The following is a 20,930-nucleotide window of genomic DNA, read 5'->3' on the forward strand; positions in this document are numbered from 1 at the left end:
AAAAACTCATAAAGGAGATGTGAAAATGGGAGCATTAGCAAATTTCTTTACTAAAGTTGCAAAGAATGCAAGTACATATTGTTTTGTAATATTCTTTGAACCTGAAGTTCCAAAATCTTTAAGAGAAGAGTAAAAGGTTAAAGGACCATAGGAGATTTTCTTATGGTTCTTTTGATGTGTTATATACATAATAATTTATTGAAATATGGGTGAAGATGCATGAATAAATTTGATTATGAAAGAAGATTGAAAATATTAGAAATTTTAATAGGATTAAAATTTTTATACATTATATTAGCAACTTTAAATATTATAAGTTATTACAATGTGGTTTTAGATATTAATGGAATCGTTATTATGATTGCTTCGGCTTGTTGCATAGCACCGTTTATGATATTTTGCTCAAAAATGATGTATGGAAACACAGAAAAAAGTTTCTTTAATATGCCCACAATTTATAATATAATAGAAACCCTTATATTATTAGTTCTATTTATTATTTTAATGTCAAAAACAGGTGGTTCGGGTAGCTCTTTTAAATATATTAGTACAATCATTGTTTTAATATCTTCTATACAATATAGAAAAGAAATTAGCTTTGCTATAACTATTGCAGTATCGCTTATAATACTGTCATTCAACTTTGTGAATTTTAATGGTACACAAATTTTTAGTTATATGGATACAGCTAAGCATTTTGAAGGCGATATAATATTAATAAGTTCTTTATTAATAACATCTTTTATTATTTCTTTATATATTAATATTGAAAATGATTATAATTTAAAATTAAAAGAACTAGCAGTAAAAGATGGGCTTACAGGTTTATTTAATCATAGAAGCTTTCAAGATATGCTAGACTCATATATAACTAATTCTCAAAAAGAAGATAAAGAAGTTTCTTTATTATTTATGGATATAGATAATTTTAAGAATTATAATGATGTAAATGGTCACCAAAAGGGAGATTGGCTTCTTACAAAATTAGGTGAAATTTTGAGAAATACAGTTGGTGAACTTGGAGTGGTAGCTCGTTATGGTGGAGAGGAATTTGCTATAATTTTATATGATCAGACTGAAGAAGCAGCACTAAATTTAGGGGAATTGATTCGTCAAAATATACAGCAAACATATTTTACAGGTCAAGATTATCAGCCCAACAATCACATAACAGTTTCTATTGGTGTAGCAACCTATCCTAAAGTTGCTAAAAATAAAAAACAATTAATTGAACTTGCAGATAATGCTCTATACAGAGCAAAGTCTTTTGATAAAAACAGAGTTGAAAGATATTATAATATACTAGATGAAATAGATAAGAGTATTGATAAAAAGGCATTAGAATCAATTGCCAGTATGTTAAATAAAATAAATAAAAAAGATAAATATACTTATGGTCACTCTGAAAGGGTAGTTATTTATGCTAAAAAGTTTGCGACATATTTGAATTTAGATGAGCAAGCTAAAAAAGATTTGCTTCTAGCAGCGTATTTACATGATATTGGTAAGTTAGAAATATCAAAAGAATTATTAAACAAAAGAGAAAAATTATCTCAAAGTGAGTTTAATATTTTAAGACAGCATCCAACTCTTGGAGCTGACTTGGTAAGTAATATAAAAGATTTTAATGCGGTTGAACCTATAATAAAATACCATCATGAAAAATATGATGGAACGGGGTATCCATGTAATTTAAAGGGTGACGAAATTCCATATTTAGCTAGGATTTTAACTATAGTAGATAGCTTTGATGCCATGACATCAAAAAGGCCGTATAATATAAGAAAAGATTATAATCAGGCAATTGTTGAATTAAAAAAATGTGCTGGAATTCATTTTGATGCAGATTTAACATGTAAATTTATAGATATGCTTCAAAGTGATATGTTGAATAAGAAAATCTCTAGAGAGTTAAAAGACATATTACCATTAATGAACTAAATAAAAGTGCTTAATAATAAAAGTCTTTCTGAGAATTATATAATTTTTAGAAGGCTTTTTATATTGCTTTGTTTTTGCTACAATTAAATTAAATTTAGGTTGATAAAATATATTCAAAGGGGATAGAAAAATGGGAGATTTAGGAGTTAAGTATATATTTGAATCGCAGGATCAATTAGCCAGCAATATAAGGAGTATATTAAAGTCATTACAGCATAAAGATTATAATAATTATATAGAAAAACTATATGAAGGTTTTATAAATGACATATATGAAAATACATATACATTTAAAGAAAGTAAAAAAATATTAACTACCTTGTATTATTCGCTAGAGATGATAAAGGAGAATTTAGATAAAAATAACTTGCTTAGAAAAGGTGATTTTTTCGAGGGAAACGTAAATAGTCAATGTTTAGCTGAAGAAATAATAAATGGCATTGTTATATCTTCTAGAAATGAACATGAAGAAGGTAAATTGAAATATTATGGATATTTACTTGGAAACATAATGTTTAAAGATAATCTAGATAGAGACGAATGCAATAGATTAATAAAATTATCTAGACAATTAACTTATTGTCAGATTAAATTAATTAATATGTATGTAATTTCTCAAACTATTCAAATTCCGATATTACAAAGAGAAGATTACACAAAAATAGGTATAGGAGACTATAAGCTATTAGGAATACTGCAGGATACATTGGATATGATACAAAAATCAATATTAAATGGAAGTGGAAAATTAGTTTTAGATATGGTTCAAATAAATCCATCTAAGATAAAAGTACAGGGAATTGGAACATTATTATACAACTATATGTCTTTAAATAAAATGCCTTACGATGAATTGGAGGATATATTAGATTTATTATCTAAGCATAAATAATATTATAAAAATAAGTGTTCTATATAGAGCGCTTATTTTTATTTTAGATTAAAAATTTGATGATTTAATTGTAAAAAAAAATAAATATAAATATAAAAAATAATAGTGCAAACGGTTGCATAAAAATATTGACACCGATATTTAAGCTATGGTAGTATCATTATATAAATTAAGGTAAATTATATATAATTGTAAAGAGCAATTATAAAATTATTAAATACTAAATGAGGGAGAGGACCAGAATTAATGAAAGATAAAATATTTGGTGTTTTACAACGTGTGGGTAGATCATTTATGCTACCGATAGCTATTTTACCAGTAGCAGGTTTATTTTTAGGAATAGGTGGATCATTCACCAATGAAACAATGTTAAATGCTTACGGGTTAATGGGAATTATGGGACCGGGGACACCTATAAATGCATTTTTAACAGTTTTAAGTAATGCCGGGGACATAGTATTTGCAAACTTACCATTATTATTTGCAATGGGTGTTGCAATAGGTATGGCGAAGAAGGAAAAAGAAGTTGCAGCTTTATCTGGAGCTATTGCATTCTTAATTATGCACGCCTCAATAGGTGCTCTTATAAACATTAATGGTGGAACAGAAGCTATGCTTGCTGGTTCTACAGCAAGCGTACTAGGTATAACTTCACTTCAAATGGGTGTATTTGGAGGTATGTTAGTAGGTCTTGGTGTAGCAGCACTACATAATCGTTTTTATAAAATTGAATTACCACAAGTACTATCATTCTTTGGTGGAACTAGATTTGTTCCAATTATATCTGCTACAACTTATTTATTTGTTGGTATATTAATGTTCTATATATGGCCACATGTACAAAGTGCTATTTATTCAGTAGGTAATTTAGTTCAAAGTTCAGGATATGCAGGAACTTGGGTTTATGGGTTTATGGAAAGAGCTTTAATACCGTTTGGACTTCATCATGTATTCTACTTACCATTCTGGCAAACTGCTGTTGGTGGTACTGCAATGGTAGGAGGACAATTAATAGAAGGTGCTCAAAATATATTCTTTGCACAACTAGCAGATCCATCTACAACGCAATTTAGTGTAGAAGCTACTAGGTTTATGTCTGGTAAATTCCCGCTTATGATATTTGGTTTACCAGGTGCAGCACTTGCAATGTATAAATGTGCTAAGCCAGAAAAACGTAAAGTTGCCGGAGGATTATTATTATCAGCAGCATTAACAGCAATGTTAACAGGTATAACTGAGCCAATAGAATTTACATTCTTATTTGTTGCCCCAGTGTTATATGTTATACACTCAATATTTGCAGGAGCTGCTTATATGTTAATGCACATGTTAAATGTTGGAGTTGGTATGACTTTCTCAGGAGGATTAATAGATTTAACGCTATTTGGAATATTACAAGGAAATGCTAAAACTCATTGGATAAATATAGTTTGGATTGGTTTAATATACTTTGCAGTTTACTACTTCTTATTTACGTTCTTAATTAAGAAATTTAACTTTAAAACTCCAGGAAGAGACGATGAAGAAGAAGTTAAATTATATACAAGAGCAGATGTAAATGCTAAAAAAGAAGGACAAGCAGAAAGCCAAGATAACCAAGTATCAGCTATGATATTAAAAGGTTTAGGTGGAGAAGAAAATTTAAGTGATTTAGACTGTTGTGCTACAAGACTTCGTGTAACAGTAAAAGATGCTTCTAAAGTAAGTGAATCTTTACTAAGATCAAGTGGAGCAGCAGGTGTTATAATAAAAGGTAATGGAATACAAGTTATATATGGGCCAAGAGTTACAGTTATAAAATCAAATTTAGAAGATTTTATAGCAAGTGGTGTTAAAGTTGTTTTAGCTGAAGATGTAGCTGTAGAAACTAAAGAAGAAGTAAAAGAAGAAAAAGTTGAAAATGTTTGTATAATTGTAGCACCAATAGAAGGTAATGCAATATCTTTAGAAGAAGTAGGAGATGGAGTATTCTCTGAAGGTATGCTAGGTAAAGGTGTTGCTATAGAGCCAACTATTGGTAGGGCGGTATCTCCAGTAGATGGAACAGTTTCAACAGTATTTGAAACAAAACATGCTGTAGGATTAACATCAGACAATGGTGTGGAAGTATTAATACACATAGGTTTAGATACTGTTAAATTAAATGGTAAGCATTTCAGTACTCATGTTAAAGCAGGAGACAAAGTTAAGGCAGGAGATCTTTTAGTTGAGTTTGATATAGAAAAAATAAAAGAAGCTGGATATCCAATAGTTACTCCTATAATAATTACTAATACAGATAGTTATGAAGATGTTGAAGTAGTAGCTAAAGGTGCAGTAAAAGAAAAAGATAAATTAGTATCAGTTAGATAGATTGAAAAGATGTAGGAATTAAAACCTACATCTTTTTTTATTAAAGAAATTTATAATTTACTATAAATATTTACGAATTGAGCTTAATATTTATTATATGTATGATGATTGTTGAGTCTTACATATGAATTAAACTGGAGTTAAAGTAAGCATATATGGGTATAAACGATATTGAATATATAAAAATGAATAAAAAAGTTTGTAAAAATACGTACATAATTATTAAAATTAAATAAAAAGTTCATAAAAATTGCAGTATGTATATACTATTTTGACAAATTACTTTATAATAGAATTAAATAATTTTAAGATATTGGAGGAAAAATAATAATGACATTTAAATCAGATATAGAAATAGCACAGGAAGCAAAACCTCTACATATTAGAGAAATCGGTAAAAAATTAGGTCTAAACGAAGATGAACTTGAATTTTATGGTAAATACAAGGCTAAGATTGATTATAATTTATTAAAAATACATAAAAAAAATAAAAAAGCTAAGCTAATTTTAACTACAGCAATAAATCCAACTCCAGCAGGAGAAGGGAAAACTACAACTACAATAGGACTAGCAGATGGATTGCAAAAGATCGGTAAAAAATCAATAGTTGCACTTAGAGAACCATCTTTAGGACCTGTATTTGGAATAAAAGGTGGTGCTGCTGGTGGAGGGTATGCTCAAGTTATACCAATGGAGGATATAAATCTACACTTTACAGGAGATTTTCACGCCATAGGAGCTGCAAATAATTTATTAGCAGCTATGATAGATAACCATATACACCAAGGAAATAAATTAAATATTGATCCAAGAACTATAACTTGGAGAAGATGCGTAGATATGAATGATAGACAATTAAGAAATATAGTTTGTGGTATGGGGAGAAAAGTTGATGGTGTAGTTAGAGAAGACGGATTCGATATAACTGTAGCATCAGAAGTTATGGCAGCTTTCTGCTTAGCTAATGATATTGCTGAACTGAGAGAAAAGTTAGGAAATATCATTATTGGATATAATTATGAAAATCTACCTGTAATGGCTAAAGAATTAAATGCCAATGGAGCAATGGCAGCCTTATTAAAAGATGCATTAAAGCCTAATTTAGTTCAAACTCTAGAGGGAACACCTGCTTTTGTTCATGGAGGTCCATTTGCCAATATAGCTCATGGATGTAACTCTATAATAGCCACAAAAATGGCAATGAATTTTGCAGATTATGTTGTAACAGAAGGTGGATTTGGGGCAGATTTGGGAGCAGAAAAATTTTTAGATATAAAATGTAGAATGGCAGATATAAAACCAGATGCCGTTATTATAGTAGTCACTGTAAGAGCATTAAAATACAATGGTGGTGTAGATAAAGGTAACTTAAATGACACTAATTTGGAAGCTTTAGAAGCTGGTTTGCCCAATTTATTAAAACATGTGGAGAATATTACACAAGTATTTAAATTACCAGCAGTTGTGGCAATTAATGAATTCCCAACAGACAGCCAAGAAGAAATAAATTTAATAAAAGAAAAATGTAATTATTTAGGAGTAAACGTGATTTTATCACAAGTATGGGCAAAAGGTGGAGAAGGCGGAGTTGAGCTTGCTAAAGAAGTAGTAAAACTTTGTGAAGAAGAAAATAACTTTGAATACGCATACTCATTAGAAGGCTCAATCAAAGATAAAATTAATCAGATTGCTAGAAAAATATATGGTGCTGAAGGAGTAGATTTTACTAAAGAAGCAGATAAAGAAATAGCTAACTTAGAAAAATTAGGATTTGATAAATTACCGATTTGTATGGCGAAAACACAATACTCTTTAACAGATGAACCATCAAAGCTTGGAAGACCAGAAAACTTTAGAATAACAGTTAGAAAGATTAATATAAGTGCAGGTGCTGGATTTATAGTAGCTTTAACAGGAGATATTATGAAAATGCCAGGATTACCAAAGGTGCCATCAGCTGAAAGAATTGATATTGATGAAAATGGTGTAATAGTAGGATTATTCTAAAATAAATAGATAATGTAATCTAATCTAAGGTATTAATGAAAAACTAATCATAAATAAAATATTATTTAATTAAGATAAAAGTAGTGATAGTATAAACTTATTGCTACTTTTATTTTTGATACAAATAAGTTTCAAGGGGTATATGTGGTAATAAGTGATTATTGAAAAATATTAAATATATCTGATATAATCAGTAAGTATTTTAATTAGACAAAGATTAGGAGGAGATTAAGTGATTATTCACGGGCAGAAAAGAAAGAATAGATTTAAAAAATTAATATGTATTAGCTTTATTGCTTTTTTCATTTTAGGAACAAACTTGGTTGAAGCGGAAGGTAATAAGAGTATAAATGTTCAAAAAAAGATTGTATCCTTAAAATTAGGACAAGTTACAAATATAAATTACATTGAAAATCAAAACGATGATATAGAATACTATTCAAATAATAGAATGGTGGCTACTATAGACCAAAAAGGAAATATAATAGGAAACATGATAGGAAGTACAACTATCGTAGGAGAAGAAGCGGCAGATGGAGATAAATTAGAGACGGTAGTTATAGTGTATAGAGATTTACTAGAACCTTTAAGTGAAATATCAGAACCAAGATATACTTTAAAAAATGGAATATATACAAATGAGTTTGCAAAAAAGACAGATGATGCTTTACTAATGTTTACTGGAGACTTAATGAACCAAACAAGGCAACAAGAAGCAGCAAAAACAGAAGATGGTACTTATGTTTATAATGATAGTTTTAGTATGGTTAAGTCAATATTTTCTCAAGCTGATTTTGTAGCAGGAAATTTAGAAAGTTTGTTATCTAATACATCGCCTTATATGAGTGAAGAAAAAGCATTAGGTGGTCAACCACACTGTAATGGGCCATCAACTTATCTTGATGCTCTAAAATATGCAGGATTTGATGCTTTAGTTAACTCTAATAACCATATAACTGATAATGGAGAAAGAGGTATATTACAAACTCTTGATTTACTTAAGCAATATAAATTTGCATATACAGGAGCTTTTAGAAATAAAGAGGAGCAAAGATTTATTATTGTAGATGTAAATGGTATAAAAGTTGCTCTTATGTCTTATAGTGAAAAATTCAATGGGAAAGATATAACGTTGGATGAAGATGTAAGAGAAATTATGATTAATAGATACACTAAGGAAGCAGTAGAAAGAGATGTAAAAGATGCAAAAGCTATGGGAGCAGAATATATTATTGCTTATAATCACTGGGGTGTAGAATATACAAATGATTATAACGAAGCTCAAGCAAAAAGTGCTGAAGATATGGCTAATGCAGGAGTTGATTTTATAATAGGTTCTCATCCACATGCACTTCAGACATCTGAAGTTATAAATACAAAGGATAATAGACAGGTACCTGTTGTATATTCTTTAGGAAATTTTATATCACATCAATATAAACCTGTAACTAAAGATAATTTTATATTAACTTTAAATTTAAAAAGAGATAAAGATGGTAAGGTATATTTAGCTGATGAAGGATATATTCCTTGTTACGTTTTTGAAGAATATGATAACATTCCTTATTTAGTAACACCAATATCGAAAGACTTTAATGGTGGAATTGAGAATAGTGAACTAAATGAATCATATATGAGAATAAAAAATGTTGTAAATGGAAGCATACCTGAAATAACATCTTATAGTCAATTAAAAAAATAGACTTTACATTAAAATAAACCCTAATAAGGGTTTATTTTTTTACACATAATTATACATATTCTAATATGATAAATTTGAAGGATCGTAATATTAAAACTATGTATAAGGATAATAAATAAGTGTTAATAATCATAGTATTAAATAGAAATATATTTAGACCTGTTGTCTTTATTTCAACTCCACAGATATTAAATCAGCATTAGGTATTGGCAAAAGGAGGGGAAAATGAAAGAATTAAAAAATGTATTAGTATCATTAATATTAATTTTATGTATGTCATTTGTGACTTATCCATCTACAGTATTTGCACAGGATGAAGATGGTTTGGATAATATTGCAGAGGAATATATTGAGCAGTATGTAGAGCAACGAGAAGGAACTATAACAATACATTTTATTGATGAAACAGGAAAAAATGAAAATTGGCAGTATGATAATCAAGTAGATCCTAATAGTTCAGAATACTATTAAGATGAAAATATAAGCAAAAATGATCGAGAGCTAGCTAAACCTATAATAATTTCTGAATTTGAAGAAGGAGAAGAATTTAATCTAGAAAAACATGCTAAAGAAACTTTGGGACAATTAGAAATAAGAAATTATGTTTGTGTAAATGGAGACAATCCATTAAGAGGTACTTTTATCTTAGATAATGAAGATAATAATATGTACGTTGGATTATATTTTGAATATCAACCGTACACAGTAATCTTAAATTTCTTAGAAAAAGGAACTGACAAATCTATTGCAAATTCTGAAGTTTATACTTATAAAGGTGTAGAAAAGTTTAACTTCAAAGAAACTGACCCACAAGAGATGAACCAATAGAGCAAGAACAAGAGATATCTAATAAACACAGAGTTATAATAAATTATTTAGAGGAAGGTACTAATAAGGTTTTAGCACCTCTGTTTATATCTATAAAAGTAGAAGATAATTTCAGCTATAATGTTAAATGTTAAGAGTAAAGAAGTAAAAAAATACGTGACTATAAATATGTTAAAACAGTAGGAAATGTAAAAGGAGTAATAAAAGATAAAGATGTAGTTATAAATGTTTATTATAAAAAACTAAAAAATATATAGCTACAGTTAATTATCTAAATAAAGAAAACAAATCTATAATCAAACCATATGTATCAAGTCTAATGGATGAAGGTTCTAATTATGATGTTACAAATCACAATGATATAAAAATAAAAGGATATAATTATTATAAGACAAGTGGAGATTCATTAAAAGGCATACTAAAGTGATAAAATTATAAATGTTCATTATATGGAAGATGGTGAAGAAGCAGCAAAAACAGGAGATGATAATAATCTGATTTTATGGGTTGGGATAGGTATACTAGCAATAGTTATAATTTTTATACTAAACAAAAAATTAAGTAATAAATAAAAAATAATTTATAAAGTACTTTGTTGAACTCTTATAGATTTCAACTTTTTTGTTTAAACTTGAGTAATATGATATACTTTTTATATCAATATTATTTAAAAAATTAGGTATATTAAACTAAATTTTTTAATAATTATTACGTATTAAAGATTTGTAAACAGGAGGGTTTAAAATGGCAGGTATAATAGCGAGATTTAAAGATATAATGTCTTCAAATATTAATGCATTATTAGATAAGGCAGAAGATCCAGCAAAAATAATTAATCAATATTTAAGAAATTTAGAAAGTGATTTAGGAAACGTTAAAGCTGAAACTGCATCTGTTATGGCAGAAGAAAAAAGATCTAAAAGAGCGTTAGATGAATGTAATGAGCAAATAAATAAAATGCAAAGATATGCAGAAAAAGCTTTAATAGCAGGAAATGAATCTGATGCAAAAACATTCTTAGAAAAGAAAACTCAATTATCTAAAAATCAACAAAGTTTACAACAATCTTATGATATAGCAGCAGACAACGCAGTAAAAATGAGAAGTATGCATGACAAACTTGTTAAAGATATAGGTGAATTAAATGCAAGAAGAGAGCAATTAAAAGCTAAGCTAGCAGTTGCTAAAACACAAGAGAGATTGAATAAAATTGGTTCAAGCGTAGATGGTGCTAAAGGTAGTTTATCTGCTTTTGATAAAATGGAAGATAAAATAAACAGACAATTAGATGAAGCTAATGCAATGGCTGAATTAAATTCTTCAAATAAAGAAGATAGCATAGAAGATCTAATGAGCAAATATGATGATAATAAAGAAGCTAACTCTGGGGTTGATGATGAATTACAAGCTTTAAAAAATAAATTAGGATTATAAAATTTTAAAAGATTATGTTTTATGGGGGTGATCTTATAAGTAAATCTTATTATTGTGAGGGCTGCGGAGGAGTAATGGAATTTAATGCAACAGCTCAAGCCTTAAAATGTCCAAACTGTGGCATTGAAGTTGAAATAGAAAATAATCCAGAAGATGTTATAGAACATAATCTTGATATTCATGCAATGAAAAAAATAAAAGTAGAAGAAAAAACTTCTACAAGTATGGAATGTGAAGGATGTGGGGCTATGGTAGAAGTTGATGCAACTAGCACAGCAACTACTTGTCCCTACTGTGGATCACATTATGTTCTATCAAAAAAACAAATAGAGTCAATAATTCCTGATGGTGTAATACCTTTTAAAATAGATAAGTATGATGTAGAATCTATATTTAGGCAATGGATTAAAAAAAGATGGCTTGCGCCAAATGTTTTAAAGACACTATATCAAAAGGATAAGGTTCAAGGGATTTATATGCCTTATTGGACTTTTGACGCAGACACGAGTACTAGCTATACTGCAATGGGTGGAATCGACTATCAAGTGGAATATGAGGACAGTAAAGGTGAAAAACGTACAAGGATAGAAACTAATTGGTATCCAACTAGTGGTCATATAAATCATTTTTTTGATGATGTTTTAGTTAGGGCATCTAATAAATTAAGTGAACATCTTCTCGGATGGATTGAGCCATATAATACAAAAGATGTGGCATCATACTCACCAGACTATATGTCGGGTTATTGTTCAGAAATATATACGATAGATTTGAAGGACGCTCATAATGATGCTATGAATAAAATGAAAAATGATATTTATTTTATGGCTGAAAGAGATGTATTAAGACGATATGATAGGGTTCGCTCAATAAGCCTTCGTACTTATTACTCAGATGAAACATATAAACATATTTTTATACCTGTATATTCGACAGCTTATACATATAAAGATAAACACTATAATGTTTTAATAAATGGAGAAACTGGGAAAATTAAAGGTGAATATCCAAAGAGTCCTGTTAAAATTGCAGCTATAATTATAGTAATATTAGGTATATTATTTGGAATTTATCTGGCATCTTCAGATAAAGGTATAAGTTATAATGATGATTATAAAAAAATACAGTATAGTGATTTAATTAAAGATGAAACTATTTCTTCTTTTGAAGAAATAATGTTTTAGGAGGTTAGTATTATGGGACTATTTAGTAATCAATTTTCTAATGTAGTTGAATGGGAAGAGTTTAGAGATGATATGCTATTTTGGAAATGGGACAATAAAGAAATAAAAAAAGGTAGTAAATTGGTTGTAAGAATGGGTCAAGATGCTATATTTATGTATAATGGTAAAATCGAAGGAATTTTCAAAGACGAAGGAAGTTTTGATATGGAATCAGAAATAATTCCTTTTTTATCAACATTAAAAGGATTTAGATTTGGTTTTAATAGTGGAATTAGGGCTGAAGTTTTATTTGTTAATACAAAGGAGCTAACAGTGAAGTGGGGTACAAAAAATGCTATTAATATACCTGCACCAGGCCTTCCAGGGGGAATGCCAATAAAATCTTTTGGTACATTCTGTTGTAAAATATCTGATTATGAAGTATTAATTGATAAAATAGCAGGAGTTAAAAAGCAATTCACTATAGAAGATGTAAAATCACGTATTATGTCTATGTTAGATCAAGTTATTATGAAATGGATAGTAAAAGAAGGTAAAGATATTTTTAATCTTCAAGCAAATGCATTTGAAATATCTAATGGTATACAAGAAGACTTAGATATGGAAATGGAGAAGATAGGTATAGCTATTACTAACTTTGCTATATCAAGCGTATCTTATCCAAAGGAAGTTCAAGAGATGGCAACAAAAGCAGCGTCTCATAGTATGATTGGTGATATGAATAAATATACTCAAGTTTCTATGGCAGACTCTTTATCAAAGGGTGGTTCAGGTGGATCTATGGCTTCTGACATGGCAGGAATACAAGTTGGGATGATGATGGGACAGGAAATGATTAATAATATGAATAATAAGCCACAAAATAATGAGACTCAAGAAGGTACATCTAGTGGGAAAAAACCTAATTTTTGCCCAAACTGTGGTACAAAAAATGAAGGTGCAAACTTTTGCCCAAACTGTGGTACAAAGTTAATATAATTATAAAAAAGATATAAGTTATTACCTTATAACCTATATCTTTTTTAGTTCCATGAATTTAATCTCTATTTAACCTATGTAAATATGGGAAAATAATAATATATCTTACTAAATTTAATGAAAAATAAAAATTTTATTTAATTTTAAATAATTATAAATGTAAAATATGCCAAAAAATATTATAATATAAATGTGCTATTTAATGGAAGTATCAACTATGTTTCCTAGACACATCAGGGGGGGAGTATTATGAGGAACAAAAGAAAGAGTACAGACTTAGTTTCACCTATTGGAACGTACTGTACAGCAGTAGATTTAAAAAATCCAAATGAAGAATATGTTGAAACAAAGCTATCACCATTTGCATCTTATAAGGGGGACAATCATAAGATTAATAGGCCAAAAAGAACTACATCAAAGTCAGAAGTAGATTTCTTATTGGAAAAAGGTCACATTGGTGAAGTTGAAAAAATTATATTATTTGCTATTAATAATTTGGTTTTTGCAACGTCTTTACAAATCACTACATATTTAAACAAACATGGGGCAAATATAGAATCAAAATCTGTTGCAAGAAAATTAACAAGATTAAAGGAAAAAAGCTTTATAAAACAAATCGAGTTTGTATCAGAAAATAGTACAAGTTCGTATAAAGCGTATTACCTAGGCTATCATGGAATAGGACTTTTAAGAGCGTTAGATAAGAAAACATATTCACAAGGGTATGTAAGTGAAATTAAAACTGCTAAAATTAAGTGTTTATTAGCATCCAATCAGTTGTTGACACAAGTAATGGGGCCAGATACACAGTTTAAAGTATCTAAAATAATACTAAATGAAAATATAAGAAATTGCATAGTAAGGCCACAATCAATCTTAACTAGTAATGGAAAAACATATTTAGTTGAAGTAATTAGAAAAACGGATAATTGGAGAGAAGAATTTCTTAATAAGCTACATAGGTATGAAAATGTAATTGAGAATTATGATAACTTAAATATTAAGTTTGATGAAAAGCCAGAGTTATTAGTACAAGGGGAGTCTTATGATCATATGATAGAAATTATGAATATGATTAAAGATCGACAAGAGGAAGTAAAGATAGATATAATCTATACTTACGATAGAATATTACTATACAATTTAGAAGATGCATTTTTTGCATTGGAAGAAAAGCAAGGTAAAAAGAAATTATTTTCATTCTTATTTAAATGCTAAAAAAATACCGCTATGGATAAGGGATTTATTCATAGTGGTATTTTTTATTGCAAAGATTTCTTACTATTAAAGTATCTACATGTTTCAAAAAAATCATGATATAAAGAAGCAAATCTACTATTCTTTAGCCAAACAAAATTGAACTCTCTTTTTATAGGTAGGCCTTTTATATTTATAATAGAAATCTGATTTGAATTTACAGAAGACTGAGCAGCTCTTTTATACATGAAAGATATACCGCAATTACTTGAAACAATGGATAAAATTGCAGGTAAGCTTCCTATTTCACAAACAGATTTAAAGCTATTGATACAAAGATTTTGTTCATACAGTAATTGTTCAAAAACATCTCGTGTTCCAGAACCTTTTTCTCTTAAGATTAAAGTTTCATTAAATAAATCATCTAAAGAATGTAATCCTTTTGAATATTTGGATTGAGGGTGACAAATACCAATGAAATCTTCCATAGAAAATAACTCATAGCTATATTCTGATTTATTAAAGTTGCCTTCGATAATAGCAAAGTCTATTTTACCTTCATTTAATAATTTTAGTAAAGCCGATGTATTATCAACAATCATAGACAAAGAAGTATGTTGGTTTTCTTTTAAAATATACTCGATAATGTCAGGCATAACATATTGACCGATAGTTAAAGTAGAGCCAAATTTGAAATAGGGATTTTGTGTATTATTAGATAATTGTTGAGTTATTTTTTCACAATCATTTACTAATGTAAGAGCAAAAGATTGAAGTTTCTTTCCAGCAGGCGTTAGTATAAGACTTTTACCTTCGTATTTAAATAGATTTACTCCATAATGTTTTTCTAAATATTTAATCTGTTGACTTACTGCAGGCTGAGTTATAAATAATTTTTTTGCAGTTTTAGTATAACTTTTAAGTTCACAAAGAGTGAGAAAAGTATTTAAACGGTGATCTATCATAATAAAATAGCACATCCTAACTATAAGTTAAATTTATTTATAATGAAGTATATATAATTAAATATTATAGTAATAAAGGGGAGTTTTCAATAGCATAAGAAAAAATAGAATAAAAAATTATAGATAATTAAAATTCTATTTTCATTCATAAAAAATTTACATTAAATTCACATTGATAATGTATTATTAAAGCATAGAAAGACTAGCTTAATAATTTACTTAAATACCCGTATAATGATAGATTCCCTCACACTCTTTTATCTATCATTATGAACCTTAAAGCCCTGTACCCTCGTAGCAGGGCTTTATTTTTTTATAGGAATTTATATTTTGGTTTTTCTTCTTTATAAATTATATATCTTAATAAATCATCAACATATATGGCAAGTAGAGATAAAAAGAACCAAGCAATAGAACTATTTAGTGATATTTGACCTAAAAAATTAAATCTTAGCCCAGAATAATCCCATACATTTAATAATAGTATTCTATTTATTATAATTCCTGAAATTAATTCTACAATATCAACAAGAAGTACTGAAATTAGCATTTGAAGTAATAAAGGTATATCTTTGTTTGAAAATTCATTTATAGATCCAATAAGTATAAAGCAAAGACCGCCTACTATTACCATTGAAACATGAGAATACCCTCTATAAGCGATTTCGATAAAATAATAAGTTATACCTCCTATGAGAAATAAGGTGAAATATTTAAGTGAAGTATTTAAAATTTTCATAGATTTTACTCCTTATAATTTCTTAATATTAGTAATTATTTTTTCTATCCAATTGATTAACATACATGGCAAAAAAAGTAACAAATTTTGTTTAGATAAAAATAATTGTGGGTAAATATATATTACAAAAGACAATCAGGAGGAAATTAGAATGTCAGATAGAATAGTATGCGATTGCATGGGAACTTCATTAGAAGATATAAAAAATGCTGTAGCTAACGGAGCTAAAACAGTAGAAGATATAAAAGAAACTACTGAAGCAGGAACAATCTGTTGTGGATGTGACTGCGAAATTGAAGAAGCACTTAATGAAGTATTATAATAATGAATAAAAAAATAAAGGGACTACAATGTCCCTTTATTTTTTTTAAGTAAATTAAAAAATATAATTGACATTAACGTTACGTAAAACCTTATACTTTAGTTAAACATTAAGATATTAATAAGTTAAATAGAAGGTGATATGAATGGAATACTCTATTAATGAATTAAGTAAAATTGCTAAAATTAGTACAAGAACTTTAAGATACTATCATGAGGTAGACCTATTGAAGCCTAAAAGAATTAATTCTTCTGGATATAGGATATATGGTGAAAATGAAGTTGATAAGTTGCAACAAATTCTTTTTTATAAAGAGATGGGTTTTAAATTGGATGATATAAAAAATATAATCAATTCTCCATCTTTTGATATAATGTTGGCTTTAGACAGTCATAAGAAAGAGCTTCTTAAAAAAAGAAATGAAATAAATTTGTTAATTGAAAATGTTGAAAAAACTATTAGTTATAAAAAAGGAGAAATCAAAATGTCAGATAAGGAAAAATTTGAAGGATTTAAAAAAGACTTAGTTAAGCAAAATGAAGAAAAATATGGGAAAGAAATACGTGAAAAATATGGTGATAAACAAGTAAATCAATCCAATACAAAAATGTTAGGTTTAAATGAAGAGGAATATAAAGAGTTTGAACAATTGGGGAGAGATATAATTGAAAAACTAAAAGAAGCAATGGAAGAAAATGATCCATCATGTGAAAAAGCACAAGAAGCGTGTGAACTTCATAAAAAATGGCTAGGATATTCTTGGAATTTTTACACAAAAGAAGCACATAGAGGCTTAGGTCAAATGTATGTAGCAGATGAAAGATTTAAAAAATATTATGATGATAGTAAAATAGGTATGTCAGAATTTTTTAAAGATGCGCTAGATATTTATACAAAATAGTACCCAAAAACCAAAATATTATACTGGTAATTTTAGGTAAATATCTTGGTTTATTATGGTAAAAAAAGATATGTATTATAATAAAGAAATTTCTTCAATTAAGTATTAAAGCCAACTTTAAAAAATATGCTAAATATTCTAAATATAATAAAAAAATAATATAAATAATTTTTATTAGCAATACAAATTAAAGTTGTTTGATATTTTCAAATTATTATTGTATAATAAATTCGTACCAAACAATGGATTAGGAAAATGTTTTTACAAGATAGGAAAATGATTTTATGTAAAACATTTTTGAAATATATACAATTAGAGAGGGAATGATTAATATGTTAAAAGTTACTTTAAATGATGTAAAAAAAGCTCAAGAAACTATTAAAGGTGTAGTTAAAGAAACTCCTGTTTTAGAGAGTAAAACTTTAAGTGAGATGACAGGGGCTAACGTTTTTTATAAGTGTGAAAACTTACAAAAGACAGGTTCTTTCAAAGTAAGAGGAGCTGTTAATACAATAGCAAATTTAACTGATGAACAAAAAGCAAACGGTGTCATAGCTTCGAGTGCTGGAAACCATGCTCAAGGTGTTGCATTAGGAGCACAAATGACAGGAATAAAAGCTACAATAGTAATGCCTGCTACTGCGCCTCTTGCAAAGGTTTCTGCAACTAGGGGGTATGGAGCAGAAGTTGTATTAAACGGGGAAGTTTACGATGATGCTTATGCAAAAGCTGTAGAAATACAAAAAGAAACTGGTGCTACTTTCATACATCCATTCAACAACGAATATGTAATGGCTGGACAAGGAACAATTTCTTTAGAAATATTTAAACAATTAAATAATGAAGTAGACACTATACTTTGCCCAATTGGTGGTGGGGGAATAATAGCTGGTGTTGCAGTAGCTGCAAAAGCTTTAAACCCAAATGTAAAAGTTGTAGGTGTTCAAACTGCAAATATACCTTCAATGCAAGAATCAGTAAAAAATGGGAAAGTCACAACTGCTTTTCATGCTGCTACAATAGCTGATGGTATAGCTGTTAAGACTCCAGGAGATGCTACTTTTGAAATAATAAAAGAATTAGTTGATGAAGTAATAACTGTAACTGAAGAAGAAATAGCGCAAGGAATGTTATTCTTATTAGAACATCAAAAAATAGTTTCTGAAGGTGCTGGAGCAGTTTCAACAGCAGCTTTATTATCTAAAAAATATCAACCAGCTTCAGGGGAAAAAGTTGTTTGTATAGTTTCTGGTGGTAACGTAGATGTTAACATATTATACAGAGTTATAGGTGCAGGTTTAGCTAAAGAGGGAAGAAGATATTCATTCTCTACAATAATGACTGACAAACCAGGTGGATTCTTAGAATTAATAAAAATAATAAGCGAAAATAATGCAAACATACTAAATGCTAATCAAACTAGATTATCTTCTGGTGGAGCTATAGGGAAACAATCAGCAGAGTTCATACTTGAAACATTTGACCATGATCATATAGCTAAAATAAGAAGAGAAATAGAAGAAGCTGGATTTGAAGTAACTGAATTATAAAAATATATAGTTATTAGGGAATATAATATATAAAAAGACTATCAGTGATGATAGTCTTTTTTTAAAGAGTTTTTTATTAAATATTTTTTATTATATTCCAAATGTCATTTGCAGAATCTATTAAATATTTTCCTTTATAATAATCAAGTTTTATATCATCAAAACTTTCAGCCATTTTTACAGCATTGGGTCTTTCTTGAAAGTTTCCAATGATATTGAAATCTTTATCTAAAACTACAATTAAAGGATATTTAGCACTTTCTATATTTAGAATAGGTTCTAAATATTTTTTCCCTCTAGCCATAGTAATTACAGACATATCAAAATTAGTATTTAAGTCCATAAATTTTTTTAATATAGATCCGTTTAGTTGATAATCTGGACACCATATTTCTCCAGCAACCAAAAATTTTACTTCTTTGTTGAAGTTAATAATATTATTTGTTAATTCATCATTTAAAATAATTCTTGATGAGTTTTTGGGGATTCTAGCTCTTTCACTTTTTGTACCTGTTCCGACAGAAGCTTCAAAAGAGCAACCAACCTCATATAATTCCTTTAATGTCATTTGATTCATAATTTTCCTCCTGGATTATTTACTTACATTTCCTATAACATTTAAAACATCCCATGTAGTAGCAAAAGGAGGTGCATAGCATAAATCTAGCATACCAAGCTGATCTGTTGTCATCTTCGCTGTAATTGCAGTAGCTATTACATTAGCCCTTTGAACAGCATCTTTATATCCAGCTATCTGACCACCAAGTATAACTTTTGTTTTAGCATCGTAAATTAATTTAACGAATAACTTTTCGCGTCCTGGATAGTAATGTGTTTGGTTATAATTTGTAATAAATTTAGCTTTATAATCAAGATTAAGTGACTTAGCCTTTTCCTCTGTGATACCAGTAACAGCAGCTTCCATATCTAAAACCTTGATACAGCTAGAAGCTAAAGAACCAGGGAAAGTAGAGTTAATATCACCTAAATTCTCACCTACAATTCGACCTAATTTGTTTGCGCCAGTAGCTAGAGGAGCATACATATCTTCATTAGTAACTATATTTTTTATAGTTGCACAATCTCCAGCTGAATAAATATTTTCAACAGATGTTCTACCACACTCATCCACTATTATAGCACCATTAGGTAGCATTTTTATATCTGTATTTTTTAAGAAAGAAGTATTAGGTTTTACACCTATAGCTATAACTACTAAATCGCAATCTATTTCACATTTATTAGTAATGATTTTTTCGATTTTACTGTCTCCAATGTATTTTTCGACAGTTTCACCAAGGTGTAAATGAATATTATTTTTTCTTAATTCTTCTTCTAATAAATCTGTAATTTCTTTATCAAATACTTTACTTAAAATTCTATTGCTTCTTCCAATTAAATGAATATTCTTGTTTAATTTTTTAGCAGCTTCAATGGTTTCTATGCCTATAAATCCAGCACCAATAATAACTATATTACTATTTTCTTTTTTATTTATTAAATCTTTAAGCTTTATTCCGTCATTCATATCTTTTAGCGTAGTTAAATTTTCATACGACTTATCTAAAGATGGCATAATACTACTTGCTCCAGTGGCAATCATTAATCTGTCGTAATTATCTGTAAAAATTTCTTCAGTTACTGAATCTTTTATAGTAAGAGTTTTATTTACTGTATCAACATCAATAACTTCTTTAAGTGTTTTTAAATCAATTCCAGATTCAATAAACTTTGACTTTTCTCTGGCAATCATCATATTAGAATCATGGAAAAAATCTCCTACATAGTAAGGAAGACCGCAAGCCCCAAAGGATACTATATCTGTTTTTTCATATACTACAACTTCATAATCAGGTTTTATTCTTTTTAATTTGGCAGCAGCAGACATTCCTGCAGCTACTCCGCCTATTATAACAACTTTCATTTTTATCTCCTTAG

The 20,930-nt window shown here is 28.4% G+C and carries 20 protein-coding genes; 16 read left to right on the top strand and 4 right to left on the bottom strand.

From position 1 onward, the window contains the following. The first annotated feature begins 25 nt into the window (after positions 1–25). From QX51_RS19870 to QX51_RS05185, 13 genes are all read left to right on the top strand, one after another. Entirely contained in the window at positions 26–133 is a 108-nt protein-coding gene (locus QX51_RS19870; protein ID WP_074079429.1) for a cyclic lactone autoinducer peptide, read from the top strand. 86 nt (positions 134–219) lie between these two features. Beyond that, positions 220–1,941, top strand: coding sequence for a bifunctional diguanylate cyclase/phosphohydrolase (locus QX51_RS05135; RefSeq protein WP_052232888.1), 1,722 nt, complete (start codon positions 220–222; stop codon positions 1,939–1,941). Between the two features lie 130 nt (positions 1,942–2,071). Further along, a complete protein-coding gene (locus QX51_RS05140; RefSeq protein WP_039678832.1) occupies positions 2,072–2,833 on the top strand; it encodes a hypothetical protein in 762 nt (253 codons plus the stop codon). A gap of 246 nt (positions 2,834–3,079) precedes the next feature. Further along, complete coding sequence (locus QX51_RS05145; RefSeq protein ID WP_039678833.1) at positions 3,080–5,185, top strand: PTS sugar transporter subunit IIABC; 2,106 nt, start codon at positions 3,080–3,082, stop codon at positions 5,183–5,185. 330 nt (positions 5,186–5,515) lie between these two features. Further along, positions 5,516–7,192, top strand: a complete 1,677-nt coding sequence (locus QX51_RS05150; RefSeq protein ID WP_039678834.1) for a formate--tetrahydrofolate ligase — start codon at positions 5,516–5,518, stop codon at positions 7,190–7,192. 232 nt (positions 7,193–7,424) lie between these two features. Beyond that, positions 7,425–8,894: a CapA family protein gene (locus QX51_RS05155; protein ID WP_039678835.1), complete on the top strand. Its 1,470-nt coding sequence runs from the start codon at positions 7,425–7,427 to the stop codon at positions 8,892–8,894. A gap of 225 nt (positions 8,895–9,119) precedes the next feature. Beyond that, positions 9,120–9,365 (top strand): hypothetical protein, encoded by a 246-nt coding sequence (locus QX51_RS05160; RefSeq protein WP_039678836.1) that lies wholly within the window; start codon positions 9,120–9,122, stop codon positions 9,363–9,365. A 105-nt stretch (positions 9,366–9,470) separates the two neighbouring features. Continuing rightward, on the top strand, positions 9,471–9,722 hold the full coding sequence (locus QX51_RS05165; RefSeq protein WP_039678837.1) for a hypothetical protein: 252 nt from the start codon (positions 9,471–9,473) through the stop codon (positions 9,720–9,722). A gap of 449 nt (positions 9,723–10,171) precedes the next feature. Beyond that, on the top strand, positions 10,172–10,294 hold the full coding sequence (locus QX51_RS19875; protein WP_082007796.1) for an LPXTG cell wall anchor domain-containing protein: 123 nt from the start codon (positions 10,172–10,174) through the stop codon (positions 10,292–10,294). Positions 10,295–10,466: 172 nt separating this feature from the next. Next, positions 10,467–11,156: a PspA/IM30 family protein gene (locus tag QX51_RS05170; RefSeq protein WP_039678838.1), complete on the top strand. Its 690-nt coding sequence runs from the start codon at positions 10,467–10,469 to the stop codon at positions 11,154–11,156. Between the two features lie 74 nt (positions 11,157–11,230). Beyond that, the gene (locus QX51_RS05175) at positions 11,231–12,340 is read left to right on the top strand and encodes a hypothetical protein (RefSeq protein WP_052232889.1); all 1,110 of its coding nucleotides are present in this window, start codon (positions 11,231–11,233) and stop codon (positions 12,338–12,340) included. 12 nt (positions 12,341–12,352) lie between these two features. Next, entirely contained in the window at positions 12,353–13,318 is a 966-nt protein-coding gene (locus tag QX51_RS05180; protein ID WP_039678839.1) for an SPFH domain-containing protein, read from the top strand. Positions 13,319–13,567: 249 nt separating this feature from the next. After that, positions 13,568–14,536 (top strand): replication-relaxation family protein, encoded by a 969-nt coding sequence (locus tag QX51_RS05185; protein ID WP_039678840.1) that lies wholly within the window; start codon positions 13,568–13,570, stop codon positions 14,534–14,536. A 44-nt stretch (positions 14,537–14,580) separates the two neighbouring features. On the opposite strand, the gene QX51_RS05190 is transcribed toward QX51_RS05185, so the two are convergent. Together QX51_RS05190 and QX51_RS05195 are read right to left on the bottom strand one after the other, a co-directional pair. Continuing rightward, positions 14,581–15,480, bottom strand: a complete 900-nt coding sequence (locus QX51_RS05190) for a LysR substrate-binding domain-containing protein (RefSeq protein ID WP_039678841.1) — start codon at positions 15,478–15,480, stop codon at positions 14,581–14,583. Positions 15,481–15,793: 313 nt separating this feature from the next. Continuing rightward, positions 15,794–16,219 carry a putative ABC transporter permease gene (locus tag QX51_RS05195; RefSeq protein ID WP_039678842.1) on the bottom strand — a complete coding sequence of 142 codons (426 nt, stop codon included), beginning with the start codon at positions 16,217–16,219 and terminating at the stop codon, positions 15,794–15,796. Positions 16,220–16,370: 151 nt separating this feature from the next. On the opposite strand from QX51_RS05195, the gene QX51_RS05200 reads away from it, so the two are divergent. From QX51_RS05200 to ilvA, 3 genes are all read left to right on the top strand, one after another. Beyond that, positions 16,371–16,541 carry a (2Fe-2S)-binding protein gene (locus QX51_RS05200; RefSeq protein ID WP_039678843.1) on the top strand — a complete coding sequence of 57 codons (171 nt, stop codon included), beginning with the start codon at positions 16,371–16,373 and terminating at the stop codon, positions 16,539–16,541. Between the two features lie 145 nt (positions 16,542–16,686). Further along, on the top strand, positions 16,687–17,442 hold the full coding sequence (locus tag QX51_RS05205; RefSeq protein ID WP_039678844.1) for a MerR family transcriptional regulator: 756 nt from the start codon (positions 16,687–16,689) through the stop codon (positions 17,440–17,442). 332 nt (positions 17,443–17,774) lie between these two features. Further along, positions 17,775–18,992, top strand: a complete 1,218-nt coding sequence (ilvA, locus tag QX51_RS05210; RefSeq protein ID WP_039678845.1) for a threonine ammonia-lyase — start codon at positions 17,775–17,777, stop codon at positions 18,990–18,992. A gap of 76 nt (positions 18,993–19,068) precedes the next feature. On the opposite strand, the gene QX51_RS05215 is transcribed toward ilvA, so the two are convergent. After that, positions 19,069–19,569, bottom strand: coding sequence for a thioredoxin family protein (locus QX51_RS05215; RefSeq protein ID WP_039678846.1), 501 nt, complete (start codon positions 19,567–19,569; stop codon positions 19,069–19,071). 15 nt (positions 19,570–19,584) lie between these two features. Then, positions 19,585–20,916, bottom strand: coding sequence for a CoA-disulfide reductase (locus QX51_RS05220; protein WP_039678848.1), 1,332 nt, complete (start codon positions 20,914–20,916; stop codon positions 19,585–19,587). Between the last annotated feature and the right edge of the window lie 14 nt (positions 20,917–20,930).

The sequence above is a fragment of the Terrisporobacter othiniensis genome (genome assembly GCF_000808015.1).
Lineage (GTDB): Bacteria > Bacillota > Clostridia > Peptostreptococcales > Peptostreptococcaceae > Terrisporobacter > Terrisporobacter muris.

Coding starts and splice junctions, on each gene's coding strand:
- QX51_RS19870 (WP_074079429.1), top strand. CDS start 26: ATGGGAGCATTAGCAAATTTCTTTACTAAAGTTGCAAAGAATGCAAGT.
- QX51_RS05135 (WP_052232888.1), top strand. CDS start 220: ATGAATAAATTTGATTATGAAAGAAGATTGAAAATATTAGAAATTTTA.
- QX51_RS05140 (WP_039678832.1), top strand. CDS start 2,072: ATGGGAGATTTAGGAGTTAAGTATATATTTGAATCGCAGGATCAATTA.
- QX51_RS05145 (WP_039678833.1), top strand. CDS start 3,080: ATGAAAGATAAAATATTTGGTGTTTTACAACGTGTGGGTAGATCATTT.
- QX51_RS05150 (WP_039678834.1), top strand. CDS start 5,516: ATGACATTTAAATCAGATATAGAAATAGCACAGGAAGCAAAACCTCTA.
- QX51_RS05160 (WP_039678836.1), top strand. CDS start 9,120: ATGAAAGAATTAAAAAATGTATTAGTATCATTAATATTAATTTTATGT.
- QX51_RS19875 (WP_082007796.1), top strand. CDS start 10,172: ATGGAAGATGGTGAAGAAGCAGCAAAAACAGGAGATGATAATAATCTG.
- QX51_RS05170 (WP_039678838.1), top strand. CDS start 10,467: ATGGCAGGTATAATAGCGAGATTTAAAGATATAATGTCTTCAAATATT.
- QX51_RS05175 (WP_052232889.1), top strand. CDS start 11,231: ATGGAATTTAATGCAACAGCTCAAGCCTTAAAATGTCCAAACTGTGGC.
- QX51_RS05180 (WP_039678839.1), top strand. CDS start 12,353: ATGGGACTATTTAGTAATCAATTTTCTAATGTAGTTGAATGGGAAGAG.
- QX51_RS05185 (WP_039678840.1), top strand. CDS start 13,568: ATGAGGAACAAAAGAAAGAGTACAGACTTAGTTTCACCTATTGGAACG.
- QX51_RS05190 (WP_039678841.1), bottom strand. CDS start 15,480: ATGATAGATCACCGTTTAAATACTTTTCTCACTCTTTGTGAACTTAAA.
- QX51_RS05195 (WP_039678842.1), bottom strand. CDS start 16,219: ATGAAAATTTTAAATACTTCACTTAAATATTTCACCTTATTTCTCATA.
- QX51_RS05200 (WP_039678843.1), top strand. CDS start 16,371: ATGTCAGATAGAATAGTATGCGATTGCATGGGAACTTCATTAGAAGAT.
- QX51_RS05205 (WP_039678844.1), top strand. CDS start 16,687: ATGGAATACTCTATTAATGAATTAAGTAAAATTGCTAAAATTAGTACA.
- ilvA (WP_039678845.1), top strand. CDS start 17,775: ATGTTAAAAGTTACTTTAAATGATGTAAAAAAAGCTCAAGAAACTATT.
- QX51_RS05215 (WP_039678846.1), bottom strand. CDS start 19,569: ATGAATCAAATGACATTAAAGGAATTATATGAGGTTGGTTGCTCTTTT.
- QX51_RS05220 (WP_039678848.1), bottom strand. CDS start 20,916: ATGAAAGTTGTTATAATAGGCGGAGTAGCTGCAGGAATGTCTGCTGCT.